The sequence below is a fragment of the Acidovorax sp. Leaf78 genome, from assembly GCF_001422735.1.
GTDB lineage: Bacteria > Pseudomonadota > Gammaproteobacteria > Burkholderiales > Burkholderiaceae_C > Acidovorax.
Window position 1 is genome coordinate 339,150 of record NZ_LMLZ01000020.1, and the last position, 23,057, is coordinate 362,206.

Annotated in this window: 25 protein-coding genes; 14 read left to right on the forward strand and 11 right to left on the reverse strand. The window is 65.8% G+C overall.

What is annotated here, in order from left to right; genetic code table 11:
• From ASF16_RS26775 to ASF16_RS13190, 8 genes are all read right to left on the reverse strand, one after another.
• Complete coding sequence (locus ASF16_RS26775) at window positions 1-597, reverse strand: helix-turn-helix transcriptional regulator (protein ID WP_235507367.1); 597 nt, start codon at window positions 595-597, stop codon at window positions 1-3.
• 200 nt (window positions 598-797) lie between these two features.
• A complete protein-coding gene (locus ASF16_RS13160; protein ID WP_056167672.1) occupies window positions 798-1,265 on the reverse strand; it encodes a PaaI family thioesterase in 468 nt (155 codons plus the stop codon).
• Window positions 1,262-1,978 (reverse strand): transglutaminase family protein, encoded by a 717-nt coding sequence (locus ASF16_RS13165; protein WP_056167674.1) that lies wholly within the window; start codon window positions 1,976-1,978, stop codon window positions 1,262-1,264. Before ASF16_RS13165 ends, ASF16_RS13160 begins: the two co-directional genes overlap by 4 nt.
• 129 nt (window positions 1,979-2,107) lie before the next feature.
• Entirely contained in the window at window positions 2,108-2,755 is a 648-nt protein-coding gene (locus tag ASF16_RS13170) for a trimeric intracellular cation channel family protein (RefSeq protein ID WP_056167676.1), read from the reverse strand.
• 129 nt (window positions 2,756-2,884) lie between these two features.
• Window positions 2,885-3,235, reverse strand: coding sequence for a hypothetical protein (locus ASF16_RS13175; protein WP_056167679.1), 351 nt, complete (start codon window positions 3,233-3,235; stop codon window positions 2,885-2,887).
• Window positions 3,232-4,086, reverse strand: a complete 855-nt coding sequence (locus tag ASF16_RS13180) for a hypothetical protein (protein WP_056167682.1) — start codon at window positions 4,084-4,086, stop codon at window positions 3,232-3,234. The genes ASF16_RS13175 and ASF16_RS13180 overlap by 4 nt, the downstream gene beginning before the upstream one ends.
• Before the next feature lie 157 nt (window positions 4,087-4,243).
• Window positions 4,244-5,404 (reverse strand): PepSY domain-containing protein, encoded by a 1,161-nt coding sequence (locus ASF16_RS13185; RefSeq protein ID WP_056167686.1) that lies wholly within the window; start codon window positions 5,402-5,404, stop codon window positions 4,244-4,246.
• Window positions 5,405-5,438: 34 nt separating this feature from the next.
• On the reverse strand, window positions 5,439-7,634 hold the full coding sequence (locus ASF16_RS13190; protein WP_056167689.1) for a TonB-dependent siderophore receptor: 2,196 nt from the start codon (window positions 7,632-7,634) through the stop codon (window positions 5,439-5,441).
• Window positions 7,635-8,024: 390 nt separating this feature from the next.
• On the opposite strand from ASF16_RS13190, the gene ASF16_RS13195 reads away from it, so the two are divergent.
• Together ASF16_RS13195 and ASF16_RS13200 are read left to right on the forward strand one after the other, a co-directional pair.
• The gene (locus ASF16_RS13195) at window positions 8,025-8,516 is read left to right on the forward strand and encodes a hypothetical protein (RefSeq protein WP_056167691.1); all 492 of its coding nucleotides are present in this window, start codon (window positions 8,025-8,027) and stop codon (window positions 8,514-8,516) included.
• A gap of 92 nt (window positions 8,517-8,608) precedes the next feature.
• Complete coding sequence (locus ASF16_RS13200) at window positions 8,609-9,475, forward strand: DUF4424 family protein (RefSeq protein ID WP_056167694.1); 867 nt, start codon at window positions 8,609-8,611, stop codon at window positions 9,473-9,475.
• A gap of 148 nt (window positions 9,476-9,623) precedes the next feature.
• Here the strand turns inward: ASF16_RS13200 and kefC are convergent, their stop codons facing one another.
• Window positions 9,624-11,528 (reverse strand): glutathione-regulated potassium-efflux system protein KefC, encoded by a 1,905-nt coding sequence (gene kefC, locus ASF16_RS13205; RefSeq protein ID WP_056167697.1) that lies wholly within the window; start codon window positions 11,526-11,528, stop codon window positions 9,624-9,626.
• A gap of 358 nt (window positions 11,529-11,886) precedes the next feature.
• On the opposite strand from kefC, the gene ASF16_RS13210 reads away from it, so the two are divergent.
• The 4 genes from ASF16_RS13210 to ASF16_RS13225 all read left to right on the forward strand — a co-directional run bounded on the left by ASF16_RS13210 (window position 11,887) and on the right by ASF16_RS13225 (window position 14,927).
• Entirely contained in the window at window positions 11,887-12,525 is a 639-nt protein-coding gene (locus ASF16_RS13210) for a LysE family transporter (protein WP_056167698.1), read from the forward strand.
• 171 nt (window positions 12,526-12,696) lie between these two features.
• Entirely contained in the window at window positions 12,697-13,314 is a 618-nt protein-coding gene (locus ASF16_RS13215; RefSeq protein WP_056167703.1) for a ParA family protein, read from the forward strand.
• A 105-nt stretch (window positions 13,315-13,419) separates the two neighbouring features.
• The gene (locus tag ASF16_RS13220; protein ID WP_056167706.1) at window positions 13,420-13,884 is read left to right on the forward strand and encodes a MaoC family dehydratase; all 465 of its coding nucleotides are present in this window, start codon (window positions 13,420-13,422) and stop codon (window positions 13,882-13,884) included.
• 101 nt (window positions 13,885-13,985) lie between these two features.
• A complete protein-coding gene (locus tag ASF16_RS13225) occupies window positions 13,986-14,927 on the forward strand; it encodes a LysR family transcriptional regulator (protein ID WP_056167709.1) in 942 nt (313 codons plus the stop codon).
• Between the two features lie 208 nt (window positions 14,928-15,135).
• On the opposite strand, the gene trmL is transcribed toward ASF16_RS13225, so the two are convergent.
• Both trmL and ASF16_RS13235 read right to left on the reverse strand, forming a co-directional pair.
• A complete protein-coding gene (gene trmL, locus ASF16_RS13230) occupies window positions 15,136-15,663 on the reverse strand; it encodes a tRNA (uridine(34)/cytosine(34)/5-carboxymethylaminomethyluridine(34)-2'-O)-methyltransferase TrmL (protein WP_056167712.1) in 528 nt (175 codons plus the stop codon).
• A 63-nt stretch (window positions 15,664-15,726) separates the two neighbouring features.
• Window positions 15,727-16,449, reverse strand: a complete 723-nt coding sequence (locus tag ASF16_RS13235; RefSeq protein WP_056167715.1) for a ComF family protein — start codon at window positions 16,447-16,449, stop codon at window positions 15,727-15,729.
• 34 nt (window positions 16,450-16,483) lie between these two features.
• On the opposite strand from ASF16_RS13235, the gene ASF16_RS13240 reads away from it, so the two are divergent.
• The 8 genes from ASF16_RS13240 to ASF16_RS13270 all read left to right on the forward strand — a co-directional run bounded on the left by ASF16_RS13240 (window position 16,484) and on the right by ASF16_RS13270 (window position 23,007).
• Window positions 16,484-17,410, forward strand: coding sequence for a class I SAM-dependent methyltransferase (locus ASF16_RS13240; RefSeq protein ID WP_056167718.1), 927 nt, complete (start codon window positions 16,484-16,486; stop codon window positions 17,408-17,410).
• A 241-nt stretch (window positions 17,411-17,651) separates the two neighbouring features.
• Complete coding sequence (locus tag ASF16_RS13245; protein WP_056167722.1) at window positions 17,652-18,128, forward strand: DUF2244 domain-containing protein; 477 nt, start codon at window positions 17,652-17,654, stop codon at window positions 18,126-18,128.
• Window positions 18,129-18,187: 59 nt separating this feature from the next.
• Window positions 18,188-19,357 carry a cytochrome c oxidase subunit II gene (gene coxB / locus ASF16_RS13250; RefSeq protein ID WP_056167724.1) on the forward strand — a complete coding sequence of 390 codons (1,170 nt, stop codon included), beginning with the start codon at window positions 18,188-18,190 and terminating at the stop codon, window positions 19,355-19,357.
• Window positions 19,358-19,390: 33 nt separating this feature from the next.
• Window positions 19,391-21,022 carry a cytochrome c oxidase subunit I gene (gene ctaD / locus ASF16_RS13255; RefSeq protein WP_056167726.1) on the forward strand — a complete coding sequence of 544 codons (1,632 nt, stop codon included), beginning with the start codon at window positions 19,391-19,393 and terminating at the stop codon, window positions 21,020-21,022.
• A 10-nt stretch (window positions 21,023-21,032) separates the two neighbouring features.
• On the forward strand, window positions 21,033-21,143 hold the full coding sequence (locus ASF16_RS26780) for a cytochrome oxidase small assembly protein (RefSeq protein WP_232727916.1): 111 nt from the start codon (window positions 21,033-21,035) through the stop codon (window positions 21,141-21,143).
• Between the two features lie 17 nt (window positions 21,144-21,160).
• Complete coding sequence (locus ASF16_RS13260) at window positions 21,161-21,793, forward strand: cytochrome c oxidase assembly protein (protein WP_056167728.1); 633 nt, start codon at window positions 21,161-21,163, stop codon at window positions 21,791-21,793.
• Window positions 21,790-22,020: a DUF2970 domain-containing protein gene (locus ASF16_RS13265; protein WP_056167731.1), complete on the forward strand. Its 231-nt coding sequence runs from the start codon at window positions 21,790-21,792 to the stop codon at window positions 22,018-22,020. The genes ASF16_RS13260 and ASF16_RS13265 overlap by 4 nt, the downstream gene beginning before the upstream one ends.
• A 105-nt stretch (window positions 22,021-22,125) precedes the next feature.
• On the forward strand, window positions 22,126-23,007 hold the full coding sequence (locus tag ASF16_RS13270) for a cytochrome c oxidase subunit 3 (protein ID WP_056167734.1): 882 nt from the start codon (window positions 22,126-22,128) through the stop codon (window positions 23,005-23,007).
• Window positions 23,008-23,057 lie beyond the last annotated feature (50 nt).

Genomic DNA, 23,057 nt, shown 5'->3' on the forward strand with positions numbered 1-23,057 from the left:
TCACGGCCGCACCTTGTTGTGGCCGGCGATGAGGGCCGCCAAACCCGCTGCGGTGCTGTTGGTCTTGTGATCGGACATGCCCAGCCCAGCGGCTACCTGCGTGGCCCGCTGCACGTTGTCATCCTGTGGTGGGCCCCAGGGACTTGTCGTTGCTTCCCGCGCAACGTGAGAAGCCCGAGGTTCGGCTTGGGCCGTTTTTCCCTTTGCGGGTTTCGGCTCCAAATACCCCATCTGGCCTTGCCCCACATCAGTGGAGGGCGCCTCTTGCACCGCAGCCCTGGTGGCTTGGGGCCGGCTGCGGGTCCGGGCCACTTCCCGCTCCAGCGAGGCCATGTCGTTTTGCGGCGCAATCAGGTCAGCCAGGCCCAGGGCCGGGTTGATGATCCACATGCACATGACGTAGGACGCCATCGCGACGGATGGGTCGCCCCGTTCGATGCGCGCCATGGTGGGTTGCGACACCCCCAGCCGCTGCGCCCACTGCGCCTGCGTTTCCTTGCGGCGCTTGCGCGCGATCACGATGTTCTGCGCCAGCAATTCGATCTGCTGCAGCACAGCCTGGGGGTGGTCAGTGGGCCTGGTGTTTTGAACGGGCATTCATAGATGTTAGTACAGATTGAATTTTCTGACATCTATGAATTTTTCTGGTGTTGTTGCCACCATTCTTTGTCATAGTTGGCAATATTTATTCATAGATGAATTAAAATAAGAAAATTCGTAAGTCTATGAATGAAAAGCCATTGCAAAAGCAAGGTCGCGTAGCATTTCTCGCGCCCGCGCCGCGTGATGGCAACCGCTCACTCGACAGCGTTTTGTGGCGCAGCCGGCCCGATCTTGAACACCCCGCTCACCCGCGCGCAAGGCACGCCATCGGCCGTGACCAGCCCCTGCGCGAACACCAGCGAGCGCGTGATGCGCAGCGGATCGGCCTCGCCTTCCACCCACACGCCCAGCGGGGCAGGGGCGAGGTAGTCGATCTGCAGGCTGATGGTCGGTAAAAACCGGTCGGCCACCTCGGTGCTCTTGCGGTGCACGGACAGCGGCAGCAGCATGTCGCAAAAGCTGGCCATCATGCCGCCGTGCAGGTTGTTCATGGGGTTGACGTGGCGGCGCTCCACCCGAAAGCCGAACCGCACCACGTCGCCCTCGTGCCGAACATACAGCAGGCCGTTGTGCTCAATGAACGGCCCGCCCGAGGCCAGGGCCACAAAACCATCGGGTATCTGCGGCGACGGGGCCTGCGCTGAGGAGGCGGTGGCCGTCACCGCGCGGCCTCCTGCTCCACATCGTCGGCAAAGCTGGCGCCGTTCAGCACGCTGGTGGTGGCTTTGCTGCCACTCCCGCCGTCGCTGCTGTCCAGCCAACCGCCATACACCGCCTGGAAGTCCGCCACGATCTGCGCCAGCGGCATGTCATCAAACGCGCCGCGCTGGTGCACGTACTCCATGTGGCGCTGGCCGGACTTGTCGAACGGGTGGTAGATGGAGTCGTTCTCGCCGTCGAACGTGAGCGGCAGCAGCCCGAAGCGGTCGCACAGCTCGATGTTGAAGGCCGGCGTGGCCTTGCGCCATTGGCCATCGAGCCAGATGTCGGTGTAGCCGTGCCAGATGAAGAGGTCGGTCTTCATCGTCTCGCGCATGCGCTCGGTGGAGAGGTGATTGCGCACGTCGGCAAAGCCCATGCGCGCAGGGATGCCCGCTGCGCGGCATACGGCGGTGAGCAGAGCGGCCTTGGGCACGCACCAGCCGTGGCCGTGGGCCAGCACGCTGCTGGCTGCCATGCCCTCGGGCGACAGGTCGATGCGGTAGGGGTCGTAGCGAAAGCGGTCGCGCACGGCCAGGTACAGCGCCACGGCACGTTCGCGGTCGCTGGCGCCGCGGGCGTGTTGGGCGGCAAAGGCTTGGACAGCCGGGGCGTCGCTGTCGATGAGCTCGGTGGCCTGCAGGTGCGCGGCGGTGGGGTGGTCGGGACTCGTCATGGTTCGATGGCTCCTCGTGGCCCAGTGTGCCGCCCGCGCCAGTGCACGGCTGTCACGGTGGCGCCAGGGCCAGTGCGCAGTGCTGAGTCCGTTGATGATGCTGGGTGTGTAAAAGGCGGCAATCAAGTGTCACACCCGCCAGGCCGGCAGCTCCCAGTTGCGCCACAGCGCCAGGCCGCGCAGGCCCGCGGTGAGCAGCACACACGCCACCAGCGGCGCCCAGTCGGGCGCGTGCAGGTGGCGCAGGGCCACGTCGGCCCAGCCACCGGCAAACGCGCACAGCGCATACGGCCGGTGGTCGCTGAAGGCCTGGGGCACTTCGTTGCACAGCACGTCGCGCAGCACGCCGCCAAAGGCGCCGGTGATCACGCCCATCATCACGGCGATGATCGGCTCCATGCCGACGGCGGTGGCGATGTCGACTCCCACCGCAGCGAACAAGCCGAGGCCGATGGCGTCGGGCACGAGCATGGCGCGCTGGGTGGGCTCGAAGTGGCGCTGGCGCATGAACAGCATCGCGCCCACGCACAGGGCCAGGATGCCCCAGACAAAACCGGTGTGGCGAATCCAGAAGAAGGGCCGCTGGTCCAGCAGCAGGTCGCGCAGCGTGCCGCCGCCAAAGGCCGCGACGAAGGCCAGCACGCACACGCCCACGGCATCGAGCCGCTTGCGCGCGGCAGCGATCACGCCCGAGAGTGCAAACGCGATGGTGGCAGCCACCTCCAGAAGAAAGCGCAGGGTGTGCACCCAGGGGGCGTCGAGCAGCGAGGGGTCCATGGCCGCGATTGTGCCGTGGCGTCGGGTGGGCGCTCAGCATTCAGTGCGTGGCTGTGATGCTATAAAAATGGTAGCTGCTAGCGATTATTCAACAAGCGGTATCTGTATTTTTGATTGAAGAAAGAAGGCTCAGGTCTGGAAGAATAAGTGCCACGCCAGCGCCAGCACGCAGCCCGCGCCGCCCAGTGCGCCCAGCCGGCGAGCCCACTGCAGGCTGGCAGTGGGCCACTGGTTCATGGCCAACACCAGCAGCCAGCCCAAAACCATCCACGCAGCGACCACCAGGGCGACGCCTGCCGCCAGCCCCGCCGCTGCAGTCGCGGTCAGGATCTGCAGCACGACGGTGGCCAGCGCCACGGCCCAGGCGCGGCGGGGTGCGGGACTGCCGTCGCCCCACGTGCGAGTGGGCACGCTGCGCGCCCAGCAGGTCAGGGCCATCAGCGAAGCGACTGCGGCGCACAGGCCGGTGAATTCGTTCATGCAGCCTCCGGGGGGTGAGGGTCCGCCGCTGGGGCTGGTGGGTGCGGCGCGTTATGGCCCGTCCGCCGCCAGCGCAGTGCCCGGTGCGCGCGCAGCAGCAGTGGGGCCCCGGCTGCCACTGCGCACAGTGCACACGCCACAGCCCACTGCACCAGCCCCGCCTTGGCCGCCAGGCCGCCATAGGCCAGCGCGGCCACCGCCCACAGCAGCACGGTGGTGCGCGGCGCCCAGTGCCGCAGCGTGGCGGCGGGCAGGGCGATGAAGAAGGCGAGCAGCAGGCCCAGCATGCCGGACGAGCGCGCGGGTTCGGTGGCCACGATGTGGGCCAGGCGGAAAGACTCCACCGCCAGCAGGCCGCTCAGCCAGAAGGGCAGATGCGCCGGCACCACAAGGCGGCCCCAGCCGCGCGGGTGCCAGCGCGGACGGGGAGCGACAGGGTGCGCTGCCGGGCCCGATGTGGCCACGGTGGCGTGTCGCGCTGCCTTGCGCCGGTGGGCCTGCACCCGCTGCGGCCCGATGAAGGCGGCGATGCCCGCAAACGCCAGGCCCACGGCGAGCAGGCTGGCGCACATGCCCACCGCGTGCGCGCTGCCCAGCGCCAGGCCCACGACGCCAGCGACGGCCAGCATGGCGCCCGCACCGCCCAGCGCCACCCGCCACAGCGCAAGCGTGCGCAGTGCCCATGCGGCCATGGCCGACATCAACAGCCACGCGCCGATGAGCACCCACGTCGCCCACACCGGCCGCTGAGCCAGCGACGGCATGCCGGAGGGCCCCCATAAATGCACGAACACCGCCACGACGAGCGCGGCGGGCGTGGTGGCGTGCAGGGCCAGGAAGAAGCGTTGCATGGTCAAGGAGAAAAACGAATGGGGGGCCTGGATGTGGACATGGGAGTGGATGGGCCTCGCAAAGACGGGCTTTCAATCGTTCAATACCGTTCGGGCTGAGCCTGTCGAAGCCTTGCGCGGCGCTTCCGCAGGCCCAGCGTGACCGGTTCAATGACCATCAACTCGCCGCAGCGATGCCGCCGCCTGCGGCCTCGGCCTCGCGCCGGCGTTGCTGGCGCGCGTCGAGCCAGATCAAGGTGCCCGAGATCGACAGGAACGCGGGCGTCATGCCCAGCAAGAAATACAGCCACTTGAGCGCCAGCCCGCCGAAGTCACCAAAGTGCAGCGGCTCCATGAGGCCATTGACCAGCGACCAGAAGCCCGCCGTGCGCGGGTCGTGCACCTTCCTGGGCACGCCGGTGGCGGCGTTGATGTCCACCCGCGCGGTGCTGGCCAGGTGGCCGTCCAGATTGCCGGTGAAGCTGGCCTCGGCCGTGTCGGTGCCCCAGCGGCGCATCGACACGTAGCGCGCCTCCAGCCCCGGCACGGCCTGCTGCGCAGTGGCGTACAGGGCATCGAGCGACTGCATGCGCACGGGCTCTGCGGCATCGCCCGCGGCCTTGCGCGCAGGCTTGGGGGCTTTGGCGGCATCGGTGCCGCTGGTGTTGCTGTTGGCGGTGCTTACGTATTTGTAGCCCTGCTCGAACAGCGGCGCCAGGCCCATCCATGCGCCCGTGGTCGCGATCAGGATGTGAAAGAACAAACCCCAGATGCCCGCGGACTTGTGCAGGTCGGACATCACCACGCGAAAGCTGCGGCCCCAGCGCTGGGTGAACAGCTCGGCCAGGATCTTGCGGTGGATGACGATGCCCGTGACGATCAGCACCAGCATGGCCGCGCCCAGAAAGCCCACGATCCACCGCGGCCCGAAGAACAGGAACACGTGCAGCATGCGCAGGTACTGGCCGAGCTGGCTGTCCACCGGGCCCACCACCGCGCCCGTGTCCGAGCGCAGTGCCACCTTGGTCCGCGTGCTGGCCGGCGCGCCGCGCTCGCGCACAAAGGCAAAGTAACTCGGGTTGACCGCATCGGGCAGCGCGATGGTCTCCACCGTGGCGCCGGGGTAGCGGGAGTGCAACTGCGTCAGCACCACGTCGAGCGAGGCAGGTTTGTCTGAGCGTGGCAACTGCGCCAGCGACGGGTTGGCCCACAGGTCGATCTCGTTCTTGAACACCACCACCGCGCCCGAGAAGCACACGATGAACAGCAGCAGCCCCGTGACGATGCCCGCCCAGGAGTGCAGGACGAAAAGGCGGTTCAGGGTGCGCTGGCTGGTCATGGTCGGCTGGCGGTGGCGGGTGATGGCGCTGCGGTCAGAAGAAGTACGTCACACCCAGGTTGAAGCTGCGCGGCAACGCGGGCGAGACCACGTTGGCATTGATCGCGCCGTCGTAGTACGCCTTGTTGAACACGTTCTTCACGCCGGCCGTCACGCGGTAGTTGTCGCCCGCGTAGCTGATGGACGCATCGGCCACTACATACGACGGCAGCGTGAACGGGTAGGAGCCGATCTGCTCGCTGACATAGCGCCCGCCCATGCCCAGCGTGATGCGCTGGTACTGCGGCAGCTTGTAGGTGGCCCAGGCCGTGAGCGTGTGGCGCGGCGTGAGGTTCAGCGGCAGGCCCACGATGGCGGCGTTGTTGTCGCGCGTGACCTTGGACTGCGTGTAGGTGTAGGCGCTGGTCAGCTTCCAGCCGTTCTTCATGTCTGCGCCCAGTTCCACCTCCAGGCCGCGTGCGCGCTGCTGTCCGGTCTGCACGCTGAAGCCCGTGTTCGCCAGGTCGGCCGTGGTCACGTTCTCGCGCACCAGGTCGAACACGGCGAGTGCGCCGGTGAGCTGGCCATTGGGCGACTCGTACTTCACGCCGGCCTCCCACTGCTTGCCGGTCTCGGGCACGAAAGGCGAGCCTGCAAACGTCAGGCCCGACTGGGGCAGAAAGGATTCGCCATAGCTGCCGTACGCGGCCCAGCCAGGCTTGAACTCATACACCAGGCCGGCGGACAGCGTGGTGGCGCTGTCCTTCTGGCGCGTCTGCGTGTTGGCCACGCGGTTGTCGGTGTCGTTGGTGGACCAGTCGCGGCGCAGGCCCACCAGGGCCGTCCAGCCTTGGCCGAACTTGATCTGGTCCTGCGCATACAAGCCGGCCACCGAGAGCTTGGCGGGCGCGTCGCTGGTCAGCGCCGTGGGGCATACGGCCTGCATGCCGTAGACGGGCGCGAACAAATCCAGCGCGCCGATGCGGCAGGTGCGGCTGGCCAGCAGGCTGTGGCCGCTGCGCACGTCCAGGCCCGTGACGATCTGGTGCTTGGCGCCCAGCGCCTCGAAGCGCGTGAGCATCGAGGTGTCGGTGGCCAGCAGGTCGTAGTCCATGTATTGGCGCGAGGCCTGGCGGTTCTGCAGCCGCTGGTTGGCCTGCAGCGCCTGGTTGGAGACGAAGTTGCCCGTGCCCTTCTCGGTCTCGTAGCGCACGTTCTGGCGGAAGGTCATGGCGTCGGACACCTTGTGCTCCAGCGCATAGCCCAGCGTGGTGCTCTCCACGTCGTACACGCCAAAGGCAGGGTCGCCGGTGAACATCGTGCGGGACAGCGTGCCGTTGCGGTTGGGCAGCAGCGTGCCATACGGCGTGATGCCCTGCTGGCGCATCCACTCGCTGCGGCTGTAGGTGGCAAACAGCACCAGGTCGGTCTGCGCGCCCAGGTCGATGGAGAGCGAGGGCGCGAACCACCGGTCCTTGCGGTAGACGAACTGGGTGGGGTCGTCGGCGTTGGACACCTGGGCATTGATGCGCAGCGCCGTCTTGCCCGATTCGGACAGCGGCTTGTTCACGTCGGCCTGCAGCGTGCGCTGGCCGAAGCTGCCCACCTCGACGCCCACTTCGTTCAGCGCATCCTTCTTGGGCCGCTTGCTCACCGCGTTGACGATGCCGCCGGGCTGCACCTGACCGTACAGCACCGACGCCGAGCCCTTGAGCACCTCGAAGCGCTCGTAGCCGTAGGGCTGCAGCTTGGCCCACATGCCAGGGCTTTGCACCAGGCCATCGACCAGGATGGATTCGGTAGAGCGAAAGCCGCGGATGTTGATGTCGTCAAACCCCCGGCGCCCGAAGTTGACGGGGCTCACGCCCGCCACGGTCTGCAGCGCCTGCTGCACGTTCACGATCTGGCGCGACTCCATCTGCTCGCGCGTGACCACGCTCACCGACTGCGGCGTCTCCAGCCGGCGCATGGGCGCCTTGCCGGCGGTCTGGGCCTCGACCGGGGCGAAGCCCATGTCTTTTTCAGTGCTGGCGTTGATGCGGACTTCTTGCAGTTGGGGGGCTGTGACGTTGGCGTTGGATGTTGGGTCAACAGCGGGCGCGGCGGCCTGCTGCGCCATCGCTGCTTGTGCAAAGCAGAGGGCCAGCGGGGTCAGGGCGAAAAAGCGGGCCTTGCGGGCCGATGGAGTGGGAGACGCAAACGTGCGTGCAGCGCTGGACGCCAGGGCCGCGCAGGAGGGCTGGAAAGACATGAAAGTCCCGTTGGAGAGTGGGCAAAACGCGAAGGGGCACTGGCTCGCGTTTCTCTGTCCGGGGACGCTGGCTGGCTGAGGGGTGGGATTCTAATGCGAATGGTTATCGTTTGGGAGGCTTGGCACGGGAAAATGTTGCGCCGCGGTGGCCTGTGTCATCCGCTGCACTTTGTAGGAGTCGTAGAAGCAGTTTGCTGCAAATGTTTCGTGTCTGGCACATATTGGTTGGTGCTGCGGTCGTGAAAACATCGGTGCCGTCGATACGATCGCGGGCTTTGCGAAGCACCTTCCACTCGATGCGCACCAAGCATCAGAGCGGACGGTAGCGGGCCGAAAGCGTTCAGTGCAGCAGCCCTGCACCAGCGGCAATATTCAAAACACCTCTCCGACATGACGCAAAAAACAAGGCGCGATATCACCGCCAACGAAGCGCTTCCCCTCATCAAAGAAGCGGCCACCTGGAAAGGAACGACGTATGCCCTGCGCGGATCTGCTTCCACCAAAGGGGGCTCTGGCGACTGCAGCGGAACGACGTTCTTGATCTACCGCGAAGCGGGCTTTCCGTACGAATATCAGACGTCGGGCACCTTCCCTGCCTATGCCCAGCGCTCAGGGCTATTTCGCCTGTTGACGGCGACGGAGGCGGTGCAACCGGGCGATGTGCTGTCCTGGCCCAATCACATGGCGATCTATGCTGGTTCTGCGCTTCAAAAGGAAGACGCCACCACGCAGCGTGTCAACGCCAATGGCAAGAACTGGACGCAGCACAACGATATTTTCACGGCCACCCGTCCGAACGGGCCCGCGTACATGCCGGCGTCCTTGCGCTACTGGCGGCCGGATCCTCCCAAGGTCTACCGCTACCAGACCAGCGCTCCATGACTGCGGCCCTGCCTGATCTTCATCAACGCCTGCGGAGCGCGGTGCGATGTGCCGTCGTGATCGGAGCCAGTCTGTGTCTGGCGCAGCCCGTCATGGCGAACGACACCAGCGATGGCGTGGCGCCCCGCATTCTCTCGGCGCCCCAGGATGCCCCGCTGCGTGGCGCGCCCAGTGTCAGCAGCGCAGTGCGCATGCAGGGTGATGAGGTGACTGTGTCCTTGACGCCCCCACCCACACTGGCCGCCCCGGCGCAGTGGCTGATTCAAGGGCCGCTGTTTGGCTGGCTGGGAGACTCGGACCCTTATCCGGACCGCCACTTCCCGGAGCTGCGTGTCCTCAGCAATGGCCAGCCCGTAGAGGTCACGGAGTCGGTCCGGGCGGTTGCCGGTGCGGTGGATGTCTCCGAGCTGCTGCGCAAGGCCGGCATCAACCCCTGGCTGATCGCCGACACGCCGCCGTTCGTTCCCACGGAAGGCCTCTCTGCCGACGTGCTCTCCCAGCTAATTCGCGCAGGTGCTGTGGGCACCTCGGGCACCGACCACCTCGCCCAGTGGCGCGCGCAGCGCACACTGGGCGTGGCGCTGCCCGCGGGCCAGACGCTGGACATCCGCTACCGGCTGCGCCCCGGGTACGCGCTGATGACGCAGCAGGCCCTCACAAAAGCCAACCTGCGCCACCGCTACTGCCTGACGGACGCGCCATTGCGCGCGCTGAGCACACAGTTCGGCCGTTCTGCCCAGTTCATCGCCAAGCGCTACGAGATTGCCGTGGGCGCGCAAGACCGCACGCCGCCGACTGTGCGCCTGAGCGTGGTGCCGCAGCCGGGGGTGGCGTTGGTAGCGGCCTGCACACGGGGCCATGTGCGGCTGGCTGGCGTGGGCGGTTGGACCGATGTCGAGGTCTTACCGGATCAGCGTGCGGTGCTGCATGTGTTGACGCTGGAGCCTGCCGGCCGTTGATGGCGCGGACGCAAAGCGGACCTGCTAGGTTCGCGCGAATGCAGGCAGTGGACCGCCGTCGTGGATGCGCCATTCGGGCTCGGTGGAACACCTCTGAAGACCTGTAGTGCTATTGAATAAATAGCTGCCAGCGTTTGATGAATAGGCGTTAGGTCCGGTTTTTGGTCTCATCTTGGGCGCTGGCGATCGCATCGCCCCCCTCGCCAGCCTTCTCTGCTTCATACCCCGGATACGCGCCACCCGCGGCATCCAGCGCGGCACTCTCCTGCCGCTCCCTCGCCATCTGCTCCGCAAACTGGTTGCGCCCCTCGCGCGCCACGGCGATGAACTTGGCGCGGTCCTTGTGGTGCGGGTACATGCGGTCGGCCAGCGCGATGTTGTGGGCGCGAAAGCGCTGGGCGATGGCCGTGGCTTCGGTGGGCTGCAGGCCCATCAGTTCCAGCACGGTGTGGGCGCTTTGCAGGCTGGATTCGAACAGCTCGCGCTGCACCAGCGTCACGCCCACATCGCGCAGCTTGTTCCAGTGGGTGACGTCGCGGGCGCGGGCCACTATCTGCAGCTGGGGAAAATGCTCGCGGGCCAGCTTGGCGATCTTGAGGGACTGCTCGGCGTCGTCCACCGCGATGACCAGGATGCGGGCGTGCTCGGCGCCAGCGATGCGCAGCAGGTCCAGGCGCGTGGCGTCGCCGTAGAACACGCGGTAGCCGAAGGTGCGCGCCACTTCCAGCATCTCCACGCTGTGGTCCAGCACCGTGGTGCGAAAGCCCTGGGCCAGCAGCACGCGCGAGACGATCTGCCCGTAGCGGCCGAAGCCCGCGATGATGATGGGCGCCTCTTGTGGCTCGGAGATTTCCTCGGCCGTGGGGGCCTTGACGTGCGCATAGCGGCGCAGCAGTGCGCGGTCGAGCACCACGAGCAGCAGCGGGCTGATCAGCATCGACAGCGCCACTGCGCCGATCAGCAGCGACGCCGTCTCGGCCGGGAACACGCTGGCACCAGCCGCAGCCTGGAACACCACGAACGCGAACTCACCGCCCTGGGCCAGCAGCAGCGTGAACACCGGGCGCTCCTGGTAGGGGATGTTGACGAGCTTGGCCAGGGTGTAGATGACGATGGCCTTGGCCGCCAGAAAGCCGACCAGGATGGCGGCCATGAGGCCGGGCGAGCGCAGGATCACGCCGAAGTCGATGCTCATGCCCACGGCGATGAAGAACAGCCCGAGCAGCAGGCCCTTGAAGGGTTCGATGTCGGCCTCCAGCTCGCGCCGGTACTCGCTGTCGGCCAGCAGCACGCCGGCGAGGAAGGCGCCCAGCGCCATCGACAGGCCCACGATCACCATCAGGTAAGCGATGCCCACCACCAACAGCAGTGCGGCGGCGGTGAAGATCTCGGGCGTGTTGCTCTTGGCGATCCAGCGCAGCACGGGGCGCAGCAGCAGGCGCCCGCCCAGGATGATGGCCGCGATCACGCCCACGATCTTGAGCACCTCCAGCGCCAATTCGCCCGGCGTGTGGCCCGCGCCGTCGCCCGCAGCGGCGCCCAGCACTGGCAGCAGGGCCAAGATGGGAATGGCCGCTACGTCCTGGAACAGCAGGATGGAAAAGCCCGCCTGCCCGCTCTGGGTGCGCATGAGGTTGCGCTCGGACAGCGACTGCAGCGCGATGGCTGTGGATGACAAAGCCAGGCCCAGGGCGCCCACCAGGCTCACGCGCCAGGGCAGTCCGGCGAGTGCGCCCAGCGCGAACAGCACGGCCGCACAGCCCAGCACCTGCGCAGTGCCGGTGCCGAAGATGGGGCGGCGCAGCGCCCACAGGCGGCTCGGTTGCAGCTCCAGCCCGACGAGGAACAACATCAGCACCACGCCGAATTCAGCGAAATGCAGGATGTCCTGCACGTTGCTCACCAGCCCCAGGCCCCAGGGCCCGATGGCGATGCCCGCCGCCAGGTAGCCGATGATGGCCCCGAGGCCCAGCGCCTTGGCAATGGGCACGGCCAGCACCGCGGCGGTGAGGTACAGGAAGCCGTAAGTGAGCCAGGTAGGGGCGTGTTCCATGTCTGAATAAAGGCTGGGGCGACGGCCAAAGCCGTGGCCTGTTCAAGGTGTGGGGGGCGTGTGCGGAACGTACGAGCGGGCCTGTGCGGGGCTTGAGGCCGCACGTCCGCATGCCCGTGCTAAAGGCGTACGGATGGCATGGATTTTGGCACCGCTGAGCCCGCGCGGCAGCGGGTGTGCCGTGTTTACTGCACCAGCCTGACGTGGTTGCGCGGCAGTCCACCGGCGTGCTTCTTTTTTGATAGCTGCTTGCGCTGGGTGGCTGAGCGCGAGCGGCTGTTTTTGCCTGCGTCAAGCCGCCAGGCAGGCCGCGTTGCTAAGATGCGGGCCCCTCTTGGCTTTCTCTTGGTGTGACCTCATGGACTTGCAGACCTGGCTGGCGTTTTTTGCGGCATCGTGCCTGATAGCGGTGTCGCCGGGCTCAGGCGCCGTGCTGTCGATGAGCCACGGCCTGTCGTACGGCGTGCGCAAGACGGGCGCCACCATCCTGGGCCTGCAGCTGGGGCTGCTGCTGATCTTGCTGGTCGCAGGCGCGGGTGTGGGCTCGCTGCTGCTGGCGTCCGAGGTGGCCTTCAGCATCGTGAAGGTGCTGGGCGCCTGCTACCTGATCTACGTCGGCTTCAACCAATGGCGCGCGGGCGATGCGTCGCCCGTGCAGGGCGACGAGGCCGCGTCGGCGGGCACCTGGCAAAAGCGCTGCCTGACGGGCTTTTTGACCAACGCCACCAACCCCAAGGGCATCATCTTCATGGTGGCCGTGCTGCCTCAGTTCATGACCGACACGCGCCCGCTGTGGTCGCAACTGCTGGTGATGGCTGCCACCACGCTGACGGTGGACGTGGTGGTGATGCACGGCTACGCTTTCGGGGCCAGCGCGCTGCGCCGCCTGATGCGCAGCGCGCGGGCGGTGCGCACGCAGAACCGGGTGTTCGGCGGGCTGCTGATGGCGGTGGGTGCAGGGCTGTTCTTTGTGAAGCGGGGCGGGCAGCACGCCTGAGCGCGGACCGTCCCGGGTGGCTGCAGCGCCGCCGTGCAGGTGGTCTGTGCGGCCCGTGCGGCCTGCACGGTTTTGCTCTGAATTTAATAGCTACTAGCGCTTATCCATCAAGCGGTAGGGCACGATTTGGCTTGAAGTTTTCATGAACCCAAAGATTCGAAGGAGCTCGCCATGCCAGTGATCGTTGTCGCCAATCCCAAGGGCGGCGTGGGCAAGTCCACGCTGTCCACCAACATCGCGGGCTACTTTGCGAGCCAGGGGCACCCCGTGATCCTGGGCGACACGGACCGGCAGGAGTCCGCCAAGCTGTGGCTGGGCCTGCGGCCCCCGGCCGCGCGCACCATCGGCGCCTGGGATGCCAGCTCGGACGTGATCAGCCGCCCGCCCAAGGGCACGACGCATGCCGTGTTGGACACCCCCGCCGGCCTGCACGGCTGGCGGCTGAACGACGTGCTCAAGCTGGCCGACAAGGTCATCGTGCCCCTGCAGCCCAGCGTGTTCGACATCTTTGCCACGCGCAGTTTTCTGGACCAACTGGCCGAGCACCGCCACGCAGCGGGCGTGCCAGTGGGCATCGTCGGCATGCGGGTGGATGGGCGCACCAAGGCGGCCGAGCAGTTGCACCACTTCGTGGACAACCTCGGGTTTCCGGTGCTGGGTTATCTGCGCGACACGCAGAACTATGTGCACCTGGCGGCGCATGGCCTCACGCTGTTCGATGTGGCGCCGGGCCGCGTGGCGCGGGACCTGGAGCAGTGGCAAGGCATCCGCATCTGGCTCGACGCATGACGGACGCGGTTTTGAAGGACGCTGTGAAGCCAAAAATCCTGCGGGAAAACACCTGCTGTCCCGCGCCAGACAAGGCGCGCCCGGGTGCGGCGCTACATTGGGGCGATGAAAATCTTCCGCTCCTACTCCGAAGTCAGCGCCAGCGTCGGCCAGGAGGTCGCCGTGACCGACTGGATCACCATCACGCAGGAACAGGTCAACCTGTTCGCCCAGGCCACGGGCGACCACCAGTGGATCCATGTGGACCCCGAGCGTGCGAAGGCCGGGCCGTTCGGCGCGCCGATCGCGCATGGGTTTCTCACGCTGTCGCTGATCCCGCAGTTCTTCGAGACGGGCCTGACCATCGAGGGCTCGCGCATGGGTGTGAACTACGGGCTCAACAAGGTGCGCTTCACCGCGCCGGTGCCGGTGGGCAGCCGCCTGCGTGCGCGCCTCACACTGCAGGCCGCCGAGCCCGTGGCGCCGGACGGCATGCAGATGACGTGGCTCGTGACGGTGGAGCGCGAGGGCAGCGACAAGCCGGTGTGCGTGGCGGAATCGCTGGCGCGCAACTTCGGCGCTCCGGCGTAGAAGCTCTGTTCAGCCTCCTCTCCCCCAGTCCCTCTCCCGTAGGGGGAGAGGGGAGTCGCATCCGCCCTCGTATGGGCGCGGCTGGACGGAGGAGCTGAACCATGGACCGTCTGCAAGCCATGAAGGTCTTCGAGCGCGTGGTGGAGGAGGGCGGCTTTGCCGCCGCTGCCCGCGCCATGGACATGTCGCCCCCGGTGGTCACCCGAATGGTGGCCGAGCTGGAGCAGCACCTGGGCACCCGCCTGCTGCAGCGCACCACCCGCAAGCTCGCGCTTACCGACGCGGGCGAGTCGTACCTGCAGCGTGTGCGCACCATCCTGCACGAGATCGACGATGCGGAGGCCGCTGCGGCCGCCAGCACGCGCGACCTGCGCGGCACGATCCGCATCGTGGCCGCGCCCGTGCTGGCCACCAATTTCCTCGCGCCCATGATGGCGCTGTGGCATGCCCACTATCCCAAGCTGATGCTCGATATCAGCATCGATGCGTTCGCCATGGCCCGGGTGGATGAGTTCGACGTGACCATCATGGTGGCGGGTGAAGACTTCGACGCCAACATCGTGGCGCGGCCGCTGCAGCAGGGCGAGGCCATCGTGGTTGCGTCGCCGGACTACCTGGAGCGCCGGGGCATTCCGCGCGAACCGCAGGACCTGGTGCACCACGACCACCTGCGCGACTCTGGCATGGCGGCGCGGTCGCAGGCCGGACCCGGGCGCAAGCTGCGCCTGCAGTCGCTCAGCGGCAGCCAGCCCGCGCAAGAAATCGACGTGCCCGCCGTGCTGCAGTCGGTCAGCACCGAGTTGCTGCTGCGCGCTGCGGTGGATGGCGCGGGCGTGGCGATCACCTCGCGGCTGCTGGCCGAAGAGCACTTGGCGCGGGGCGAGCTGGTGCACATCCTGCCCGCGTGGATCTTCTCGCGCTACACCATCTACGCCGCGCTGCCGTCAGGCCGCATGCTGCCGGCGCGCACCAAGGTGCTGTTGGACTTTTTGACGGAGCAGGTGCCGTTGGCCATGGCGGAGCAAAAGCGCCAGAAGCTGTAGCGCTGGCGTGCGTCTGCGTCTGCGTCTGTGTTTGCACCTGCTTCTGCACCTGCGCTCAGCGAAGGCAAGCGGGTTTGAATTTGGGGGTGGCGGGCCTGCGAGAGCGGCAGGCGCAGCCAGCAGGATCGGCTTGCAGCGCGGATCGGGCCAGGTCTGAAAAGACTGGGCCTGACTCAGCGCACCTCAGATAAGCGCTACCAGGTTCAGCTCAGCTCAACTGCGCAAAACCGCTGATGATCGTGCCTTCAGGCTCCACGTCAATCCCGCCATCGGGCATGGCAAAACTGTTCTGGCGCCAGGCTTCGAACACCGTCACGGCCACCGCGTTGGACAGGTTCAGGCTGCGCTGTCCCGCCACCATCGGCAGGCGAAGGCGCTGGGCGGGCGGGAAGGTGTCGCGCAGCTCGGGTGGCAAACCGCGGGTCTCGGCCCCGAACACCAGCCAGTCGCCCGCGAAGAACGGGGTGGAGTGCACAGGCTGCGAGCCCTGCGTGGTCATGGCGAACATGCGGGTCGGGTCCGGCTGGGCGTCGCGCAGAAAGGCAGTCCAGCCTGCGTGGCACTGCACCTGGGCGTACTCGTGGTAGTCCAGGCCGGCGCGGCGCATCTGCTTGTCGTCCATCGAAAACCCCAGGGGCTCGATCAGATGAAGCGTGCAGCCTGTGTTGGCCGCCAGGCGAATCACATTCCCGGTGTTGGGCGGGATCTCGGGTTCGACGAGGACGATATGAAACATAGGCCTCTATTGTCTTCGTCCCGAGCGAGAGTGGGACAGCCGCTGGTAATCAAAAGTATCCCGTTAGTCGATGCCGGTGCGGGCCAGCACCACGGCCGTGATGTGTGCCACCCCGGCCTCACGCAGGGCCTGCGTCGCTGCGTGCAGGGTGGCGCCGGTGGTCATCACATCGTCCAGCAGCACCACACGCTTCCCGCGCAACGCGGCGGCGCGGGCGGGCTCCACCGCAAACGCACCGTTCAGATTGCGCAGCCGCTGCGCGCGCGGCAAGCCGCTCTGGGCCTCGGTGGCATGTATCCGCAGCAGAGTCCGTGCGTCGGCCTTGGGCCCGGCCAGCTGCCGCGCCAGCAGGGCCGACTGGTTGAAGCCGCGCTCGCGCAGGCGTTGGGCTGAGAGCGGCACGGGCAACACCCGGTCGGCGGCATCCAGCGCAGGTTCGATCCAGGGCGTGCTGCGCATCAGGGTGGCCAGGGTGGCGGCCCAGCCTGCGTCGCCTCGAAACTTGAAATCGCCCAGGATGTCCGACCAGGGATAGGCGTAGTCCACCGCCGCCATGCAGGCGTCAAACAGGGGCGGGTGCAGCGTGCAGGCGCCGCAGACGGCAACGCCCTGGGGGACCTGCAGCGCACAGCGCTGGCAGCGGGCGGCCGGCTGGGCGAACCGCGCCGCGCAGGCGTTACAAACGCGTTGCGACGGCCAGGCGTGGCATACGGCGCACTGGCTTGGTACGCGGTGGGCACTGCTGCGCACGCGGTGCGAAATCCCTTGAAGGGCTTTGAAGAGCATGAATCAATATACTCGCGCGTCCCCGTGCATTCCCATGTCCTCCGAGCGCCCCCCCACCATCGATCCCACCGCCGCAGCCCGCTGGCATGCTGCTGCCCCCGCTATTTCGCCCTGGCTTCATGAAGAGGTGGCCCGCCGCATGGAAGACCGCCTGCAGTGGATACGCCAGCCCCCCGATTCCTGGTGCCACTGGGACGCCGTGCGCGGCGGACTCGGCGCCCACGCGCTGGTGAGCGCACGCTACCCCAAGGCGCGTTGCCAGGTCTACGAAAGCGCGCCCCGGTGTGAGGGCGCGGCGCAGCAGGCACTGGCCAAGCCCTGGTGGAACCCTGCCAGCTGGGGCGCGGGCAACCCGCAGTTCGGCATGCCACCGGATGCGAGTGTGCAGATGCTTTGGGCCAACATGGCGCTGCACACCGCGGCCGACCCCCAGGCGCTCATCGGCCAATGGCACCGGGCCATGGCGGTCGACGGCTACCTGATGTTCTCGTGCCTGGGCCCCGATACCCTGCGCGAGTTGCACGCCGTCTACGCCGCGCTGGGCTGGCCGCCGGCAGGCCATGCTTTCACGGACATGCACGACTGGGGCGACATGCTGGTGCACGCCGGCTTTGCCGAACCAGTGATGGACATGGAGCGCATCACGCTGACCTTTGCCACGCCCGAGCGGCTGGTGCAGGAGCTGCAAGAGCTGGGCTGCAACCTGCACCCGGCGCGCTTTGGCGCACTGCGCGGCAAGCGCTGGCGGGACCGTTTGTACCAGGCGCTGGCAGACCGGCTGGCAGACCCGGCCGAAGGTGGCCAGTTGGCACTGACTTTCGAGATCATCTACGGGCACGCCTTCAAGCCCGCACCCCGGGTGCGCGTGAGCGAGAGCAGCGCCGTCTCGCTGCAGGACATGCGCGCCATGCTGCGCCAGGGCGGCAAAGACAGCCCGGACGGCGGGCCGCGCAACCCCTGATCGGGCCGGTCCGCACAGGGTTTTCCAGACTTGATTTGTGCGAGTGTTGCGAAGGCGGCGCACCCATATGGGGCTATGGCCTTCACTTGCAACAGCGTGTCAATGATGTGGAACAAGGCACGGTACAATTCAGGGTTATTGGGATTTCGGGCACATCCTCCCGCGCAACGTGGCGGCTGCGCATGCTGCACCAGTATTTTTGCTGGTGCAGCGGCAGTCGCCGGTCTTGTGAACACCACCGGTGACAGGCTTGATTCTTCGTTTTGCCACTGTCTCGGGCCAGCGCATCGATTGGCGTCTGGCTCGCAACTGCTCGGTCACCCCCGCGCAGATGGGGTGGATGTACCTGTCGCTGTGTTCGGTGTCACTGGGCATTGCGACTTTTTTCTGGATGCTCGGAGCCCGTCTGGTCATGCCTTTCGCATGGCTGGAGATAGTGGTTGTTGGATGGGCATTCGCCATGTACGGACGTCATGCGGCCGACGGCGAGAGGATTTCACTGCAGGGCTCACGCCTGGTGGTGGAGCAGGAGACAGCAGGCAAGCTGAAACGCGCCGAATTCGACCGGAACTGGGTCCGTGTGGAACCCAAGACCGGCGACCGATCGCTGATCACCTTGTCTGGCCAAGGACGGTCGATAGACGTGGGGCGTTACGTGCGCCCCGAGCTTCGCCCGGCCCTGGCATCGGAGATCCGCATGGCCTTGCGCGCAGCCTGACCCCACGCAGGCGCACACAGGGGATTGGTTAAATTAAGGCTTAGAAGTAAGTGAGAACTATGAAGAGCATTTCCAACAAGCTGGCTTCTCTGCTCCTGATCGCCGGTGCATGGGTGGGTGGCGTGGCCCATGCCGTTCAAGACCTGCCCGGCGGTCCTGCAGTCAACCAGCTCAATCTGCATCCTCCGGTCACCAAGATTGCCGAGGAGCAGCATTTTCTGCACTGGATGATGCTGATCATCTGCACGGTGATCTTCGTGGCAGTGTTCTCCGTGATGTTCTACTCGATCTGGAAACATCGCCGCTCCAAGGGCGCCAAGTCGGCCAATTTCCATGAGTCCGTCACTGTCGAAGTGGTCTGGACCATCGTCCCCTTCATCATCGTGATCCTCATGGCCCTGCCCGCCACCAAGGTGCTGGTGGCGCAGAAGGACACGACCAACGCCGACCTCACCATCAAGACCACGGGCTACCAGTGGAAGTGGGGTTACGACTACATCACCGGCGAAGGCGAGGGCCTGGCCTTCATCTCTACGCTGGACAGCAGCCACCGCGTGATGTCCGATAGCGGCAAGGTCGCCGACGCGCCCGCCGACTACCTGCTCAAGGTCGACAACCCGATGGTCGTGCCGGTCAACAAGAAGATCCGCATCATCACCACGGCCAACGACGTGATCCACGCCTTCATGGTGCCCGCATTCGGCATCAAGCAGGATGCGATCCCCGGCTTCGTGCGCGACACCTGGTTTCGCGCCGAGAAGATCGGCGACTACTACGGCCAGTGCGCCGAGCTGTGCGGCAAGGAACACGCCTACATGCCCATCCACGTGAAGGTCGTGTCCGCTGAGGACTACACCGCCTGGGTGGCCGACCAGAAGAAGAAGGCCGCCGCCAAGCTGGACGACCCGACCAAGGTCTGGACGATGGACGACATCATGAAGCGCGGCGAGAAGGTGTATGCCGCCAACTGCGCGGCCTGCCACCAGGCCAACGGCAAGGGTGCCGGCCCGATCAAGCCACTGGACGGCTCGGCCATCGTGCTCGATGCCGACCACGCCAAGCAGATCCAGATCCTGCTCAAGGGCGCGGCCAATGGCGCGATGCCTTCCTGGGCCCAGCTCAGCGATACCGATATTGCCTCTGTGGCGACCTATACGAAGAACTCCTGGTCCAACAAGACCGGGCAGCTGGTGCAGCCTGCTGAAATCGTGGCCCAGCGCGGCAAGTAAACATCGCCCTACGTATTGATTGAGGAATCCAACATGAGCGCAGTTCTCGACAACCACGGGCACGCTGGCGACCACGCACACGACGACCATGGCCACCATGGTCCCACCGGCTGGCGCCGCTGGGTGTTCGCCACCAACCACAAGGACATCGGTACGCTGTACCTGCTGTTCTCGTTCACCATGCTGATGGTGGGCGGCATCCTGGCCCTGCTGATCCGTGCCGAGCTGTTCCAGCCCGGCCTGCAACTGGTCAACCCCGAGCTGTTCAACCAGCTCACCACCATGCACGGCCTGATCATGGTGTTCGGCGCCATCATGCCGGCCTTCGTGGGCTTTGCGAACTGGATGATCCCGCTGCAGATCGGGGCATCCGACATGGCTTTCGCCCGCATGAACAACTTCAGCTTCTGGCTGATGATTCCTGCGGCACTGATGCTGGTGAGCTCGTTCTTCATGCCAGGTGGCGCACCCGCCGCCGGCTGGACGTTGTACGCACCGCTGACGCTGCAGATGGGCCCCTCCATGGACGCCGGCATCTTCGCGATGCACATCCTGGGTGCCTCGTCCATCATGGGCTCGATCAACATCATCGTGACCATCCTGAACATGCGCGCCCCCGGCATGACGTTGATGAAGATGCCCATGTTCGCCTGGACCTGGCTCATCACCGCCTACCTGCTGATCGCCGTGATGCCCGTGCTGGCCGGCGCGATCACCATGACGCTGACGGATCGCCACTTCGGCACCAGCTTCTTCAACCCCGCCGGCGGCGGTGACCCGGTGATGTACCAGCACATCTTCTGGTTCTTCGGCCACCCCGAGGTGTACATCATGATCTTGCCGGCCTTCGGCATCATCAGCCAGATCGTGCCCGCGTTCGCCCGCAAGAAGCTGTTCGGTTACGCCTCCATGGTGTACGCCACCTCGTCCATCGCCATCCTGTCGTTCATCGTGTGGGCCCACCACATGTTCACGACCGGCATGCCTGTGACGGGCCAGCTGTTCTTCATGTACGCCACCATGCTGATCTCCGTGCCCACGGCCGTGAAGATCTTCAACTGGATCGCCACCATGTGGCGCGGCTCCATGACGTTCGAGACCCCCATGCTGTTCGCCGTGGGCTTCATCTTCGTGTTCACCATGGGTGGCTTCACCGGCCTGATCCTGGCCATGGCGCCCATCGACATCCAGCTGCAGGACACCTACTACGTGGTGGCCCACTTCCACTACGTGCTGGTGGCCGGCTCGCTGTTCTCCATGTTCGCTGGCGTCTACTACTGGCTGCCCAAGTGGACGGGCGTGATGTACTCCGAAAAGCGCGGCCAGATCCACTTCTGGGGCTCGCTGATCACCTTCAACATCACGTTCTTCCCGATGCACTTCTTGGGCCTGGCCGGTATGCCCCGCCGCTATGCCGACTACCCCATGCAGTTTGCTGACTTCAACGCCATCGCTTCGGTGGGTGCGTTCGGTTTCGGCCTGATGCAGGTGTACTTCTTCCTGGCCGTGGTCGTGCCCGCCATGCGCGGCAAGGGCGAAAAGGCCCCGGCCAAGCCATGGGACGGTGCCGAAGGCCTGGAATGGGAAGTGCCATCGCCTGCACCGTTCCACACCTTCGAAAACCCACCCAAGCTGGATGCCACGGCAACCCGCGTGATCGGTTGATGCCATGCCCATGACGCCCGAGCAAAAGAAGAGCAACCTGCGGATGGCATTGATCCTTGCCTCCGTAGCCGTCGTCTTCTTCGTCGGGTTCATGGTCAAGGTCGTGCTGATGTCCCGCTGAACCACACACCGACTGCCATGAGCCTGCACCGCGAAAACGCCAAGATGGTCGGCAAGCTGGTCGTGATCGCGGCCGGCATGTTCGCCTTCGGCTACGTGTTGATCCCCATCTACAAGCACATCTGCGAGATGACGGGCATCAACATCCTGTCGCTCTCCGAGCGGCAGGTGCCGGGCAACGGCGTGGCAGGCAAGGACGTGAAGGTGCCTGCCAACACGCAGGTGGACAAGACCCGCACCATCACGGTCGAGTTCGACGCCAATGCCCGCGGCCCCTGGGACTTCAAGCCTGCGCAGCGTTCGGTGCAGGTGCACCCTGGCGAGCTCACGACGGTGATGTATGAGTTCCAGAACGTGCAAAACCGCCGCATGGCGGCTCAGGCCATTCCGAGCTATGCGCCCCGCCAGGCGGCAGCGCACTTCAACAAGCTCGAGTGCTTTTGCTTCAACCAGTACACGCTCGAGCCCGGTGAAAAGAAAGAATGGCCGGTGGCCTTCGTGATCGACCCGCGTCTGTCCAAGGACGTCACCACGATCACGCTGTCCTACACCTTCTTCGAAGTCGGCGGCAAGACGCCCCCAGCGCCCGAATCGACAGCGGCCGTGGGCAGCGTGCTCCCGGCAGCATTGGCCACCGGGGCAGGCTCATGAACGCGCCGGTGGAGCAGCCCGCTGTGGCCACCAAGCCGCACGAGCGCAAAGGCTCGTTGCTGCGCACGGTGCGCGCCGTGGCCTGGTCGCTGATCGGTCTGCGCAAGGGCAGCGAGTACCAGCAGGATGTGGAAAAGCTCAACCCGTTGCACATCATCGTGGTCGGCCTCGCAGCGGTATTCCTGCTGGTGATTGGCCTGATCGGGCTGGTGAACTGGATCGTTTGAGTTGCGTGAATAAAAGTAGATGAATATTGGTCGAATCGGGTGGGGGACGACGTACCCCGAAGACAAGACCGAGACAAACAAAGATTTTGAGAGCCAGGAGCTGAAATGAGTGCATCGACCCACGGCGGAACCCCGTACTACTACGTGCCTGCAGAGTCTCGCCACCCGGTGATGGCGGCGATAGGGCTGTTTTTCGTCATCCTGGGCGCAGGCCAATGGATCAACGGCCACGACTGGGGCAAGTATTCCCTGGCGGTGGGCATGGTGTGGTGGCTGTTCGTGCTGTACCAGTGGTTCGGCGACGCCGTGCGCGAGAGCCAGAACGGCCTGTACGGCCACAAGATCGACATCTCCTACCGCTGGAGCATGAGCTGGTTCATCTTCTCAGAGGTGATGTTCTTCGGCGCGTTCTTCACCGCCCTGTGGTGGGCACGTTCGCACTCGGTGCCCGCACTGGGCAGCCTGGACAACGCACTGCTGTGGCCTGACTTCAAGGCCGTGTGGCCCAGCCTGGCTGCGGGCGTCACCGCTTCGCCTGCCGGCATCGTCGAGCCCTTTCAGACCGTGGGTCCCTTCTGGCTGCCCACCATCAACACCGCGTTGCTGCTGACCTCGGGCGTGACGCTGACCATTGCCCACCACGCACTGCGCGAAAACCACCGCGGCAAGACCATCGCCTTCATGTGGGCCACGGTACTGCTGGGCTTCGTGTTCCTGCTGGTGCAGGGCTACGAGTACTACCACCTGTACACCGACCTGAACCTCAAGCTCAACTCGGGCGTGTTCGGCTCCACCTTCTTCATGCTGACCGGCTTTCACGGTTTCCACGTGTTCCTGGGCATGCTGATGCTGCTGGTGATCACGCTGCGCCTCCAAAAGGGCCATTTCACGGCGGACAAGCACTTCGGCTTCGAAGGCGCCGCGTGGTACTGGCACTTTGTGGACGTGGTCTGGCTCGGCCTGTACGTGCTGGTCTACTGGATGTAATCAGCAGTGCCATGCATCAACAAAAAAGCGCCGCAAGGCGCTTTTTTGTT

Coding starts and splice junctions, on each gene's coding strand:
- ASF16_RS13185 (WP_056167686.1), bottom strand. CDS start 5,404: ATGACCAGCCAGCGCACCCTGAACCGCCTTTTCGTCCTGCACTCCTGG.
- ASF16_RS13175 (WP_056167679.1), bottom strand. CDS start 3,235: ATGAACGAATTCACCGGCCTGTGCGCCGCAGTCGCTTCGCTGATGGCC.
- trmL (WP_056167712.1), bottom strand. CDS start 15,663: ATGTTTCATATCGTCCTCGTCGAACCCGAGATCCCGCCCAACACCGGG.
- ASF16_RS13270 (WP_056167734.1), top strand. CDS start 22,126: ATGAGTGCATCGACCCACGGCGGAACCCCGTACTACTACGTGCCTGCA.
- ASF16_RS13190 (WP_056167689.1), bottom strand. CDS start 7,634: ATGTCTTTCCAGCCCTCCTGCGCGGCCCTGGCGTCCAGCGCTGCACGC.
- ASF16_RS13215 (WP_056167703.1), top strand. CDS start 12,697: ATGCCAGTGATCGTTGTCGCCAATCCCAAGGGCGGCGTGGGCAAGTCC.
- ASF16_RS13195 (WP_056167691.1), top strand. CDS start 8,025: ATGACGCAAAAAACAAGGCGCGATATCACCGCCAACGAAGCGCTTCCC.
- ASF16_RS13200 (WP_056167694.1), top strand. CDS start 8,609: ATGGCGAACGACACCAGCGATGGCGTGGCGCCCCGCATTCTCTCGGCG.
- ASF16_RS13265 (WP_056167731.1), top strand. CDS start 21,790: ATGAACGCGCCGGTGGAGCAGCCCGCTGTGGCCACCAAGCCGCACGAG.
- ASF16_RS13165 (WP_056167674.1), bottom strand. CDS start 1,978: ATGACGAGTCCCGACCACCCCACCGCCGCGCACCTGCAGGCCACCGAG.
- kefC (WP_056167697.1), bottom strand. CDS start 11,528: ATGGAACACGCCCCTACCTGGCTCACTTACGGCTTCCTGTACCTCACC.
- ASF16_RS13260 (WP_056167728.1), top strand. CDS start 21,161: ATGAGCCTGCACCGCGAAAACGCCAAGATGGTCGGCAAGCTGGTCGTG.
- ASF16_RS13210 (WP_056167698.1), top strand. CDS start 11,887: ATGGACTTGCAGACCTGGCTGGCGTTTTTTGCGGCATCGTGCCTGATA.
- ASF16_RS13180 (WP_056167682.1), bottom strand. CDS start 4,086: ATGCAACGCTTCTTCCTGGCCCTGCACGCCACCACGCCCGCCGCGCTC.
- ASF16_RS13170 (WP_056167676.1), bottom strand. CDS start 2,755: ATGGACCCCTCGCTGCTCGACGCCCCCTGGGTGCACACCCTGCGCTTT.
- ASF16_RS26775 (WP_235507367.1), bottom strand. CDS start 597: ATGCCCGTTCAAAACACCAGGCCCACTGACCACCCCCAGGCTGTGCTG.
- ASF16_RS13220 (WP_056167706.1), top strand. CDS start 13,420: ATGAAAATCTTCCGCTCCTACTCCGAAGTCAGCGCCAGCGTCGGCCAG.
- ASF16_RS13240 (WP_056167718.1), top strand. CDS start 16,484: ATGTCCTCCGAGCGCCCCCCCACCATCGATCCCACCGCCGCAGCCCGC.
- ASF16_RS13235 (WP_056167715.1), bottom strand. CDS start 16,449: ATGCTCTTCAAAGCCCTTCAAGGGATTTCGCACCGCGTGCGCAGCAGT.
- ASF16_RS26780 (WP_232727916.1), top strand. CDS start 21,033: ATGACGCCCGAGCAAAAGAAGAGCAACCTGCGGATGGCATTGATCCTT.
- ctaD (WP_056167726.1), top strand. CDS start 19,391: ATGAGCGCAGTTCTCGACAACCACGGGCACGCTGGCGACCACGCACAC.
- coxB (WP_056167724.1), top strand. CDS start 18,188: ATGAAGAGCATTTCCAACAAGCTGGCTTCTCTGCTCCTGATCGCCGGT.
- ASF16_RS13225 (WP_056167709.1), top strand. CDS start 13,986: ATGGACCGTCTGCAAGCCATGAAGGTCTTCGAGCGCGTGGTGGAGGAG.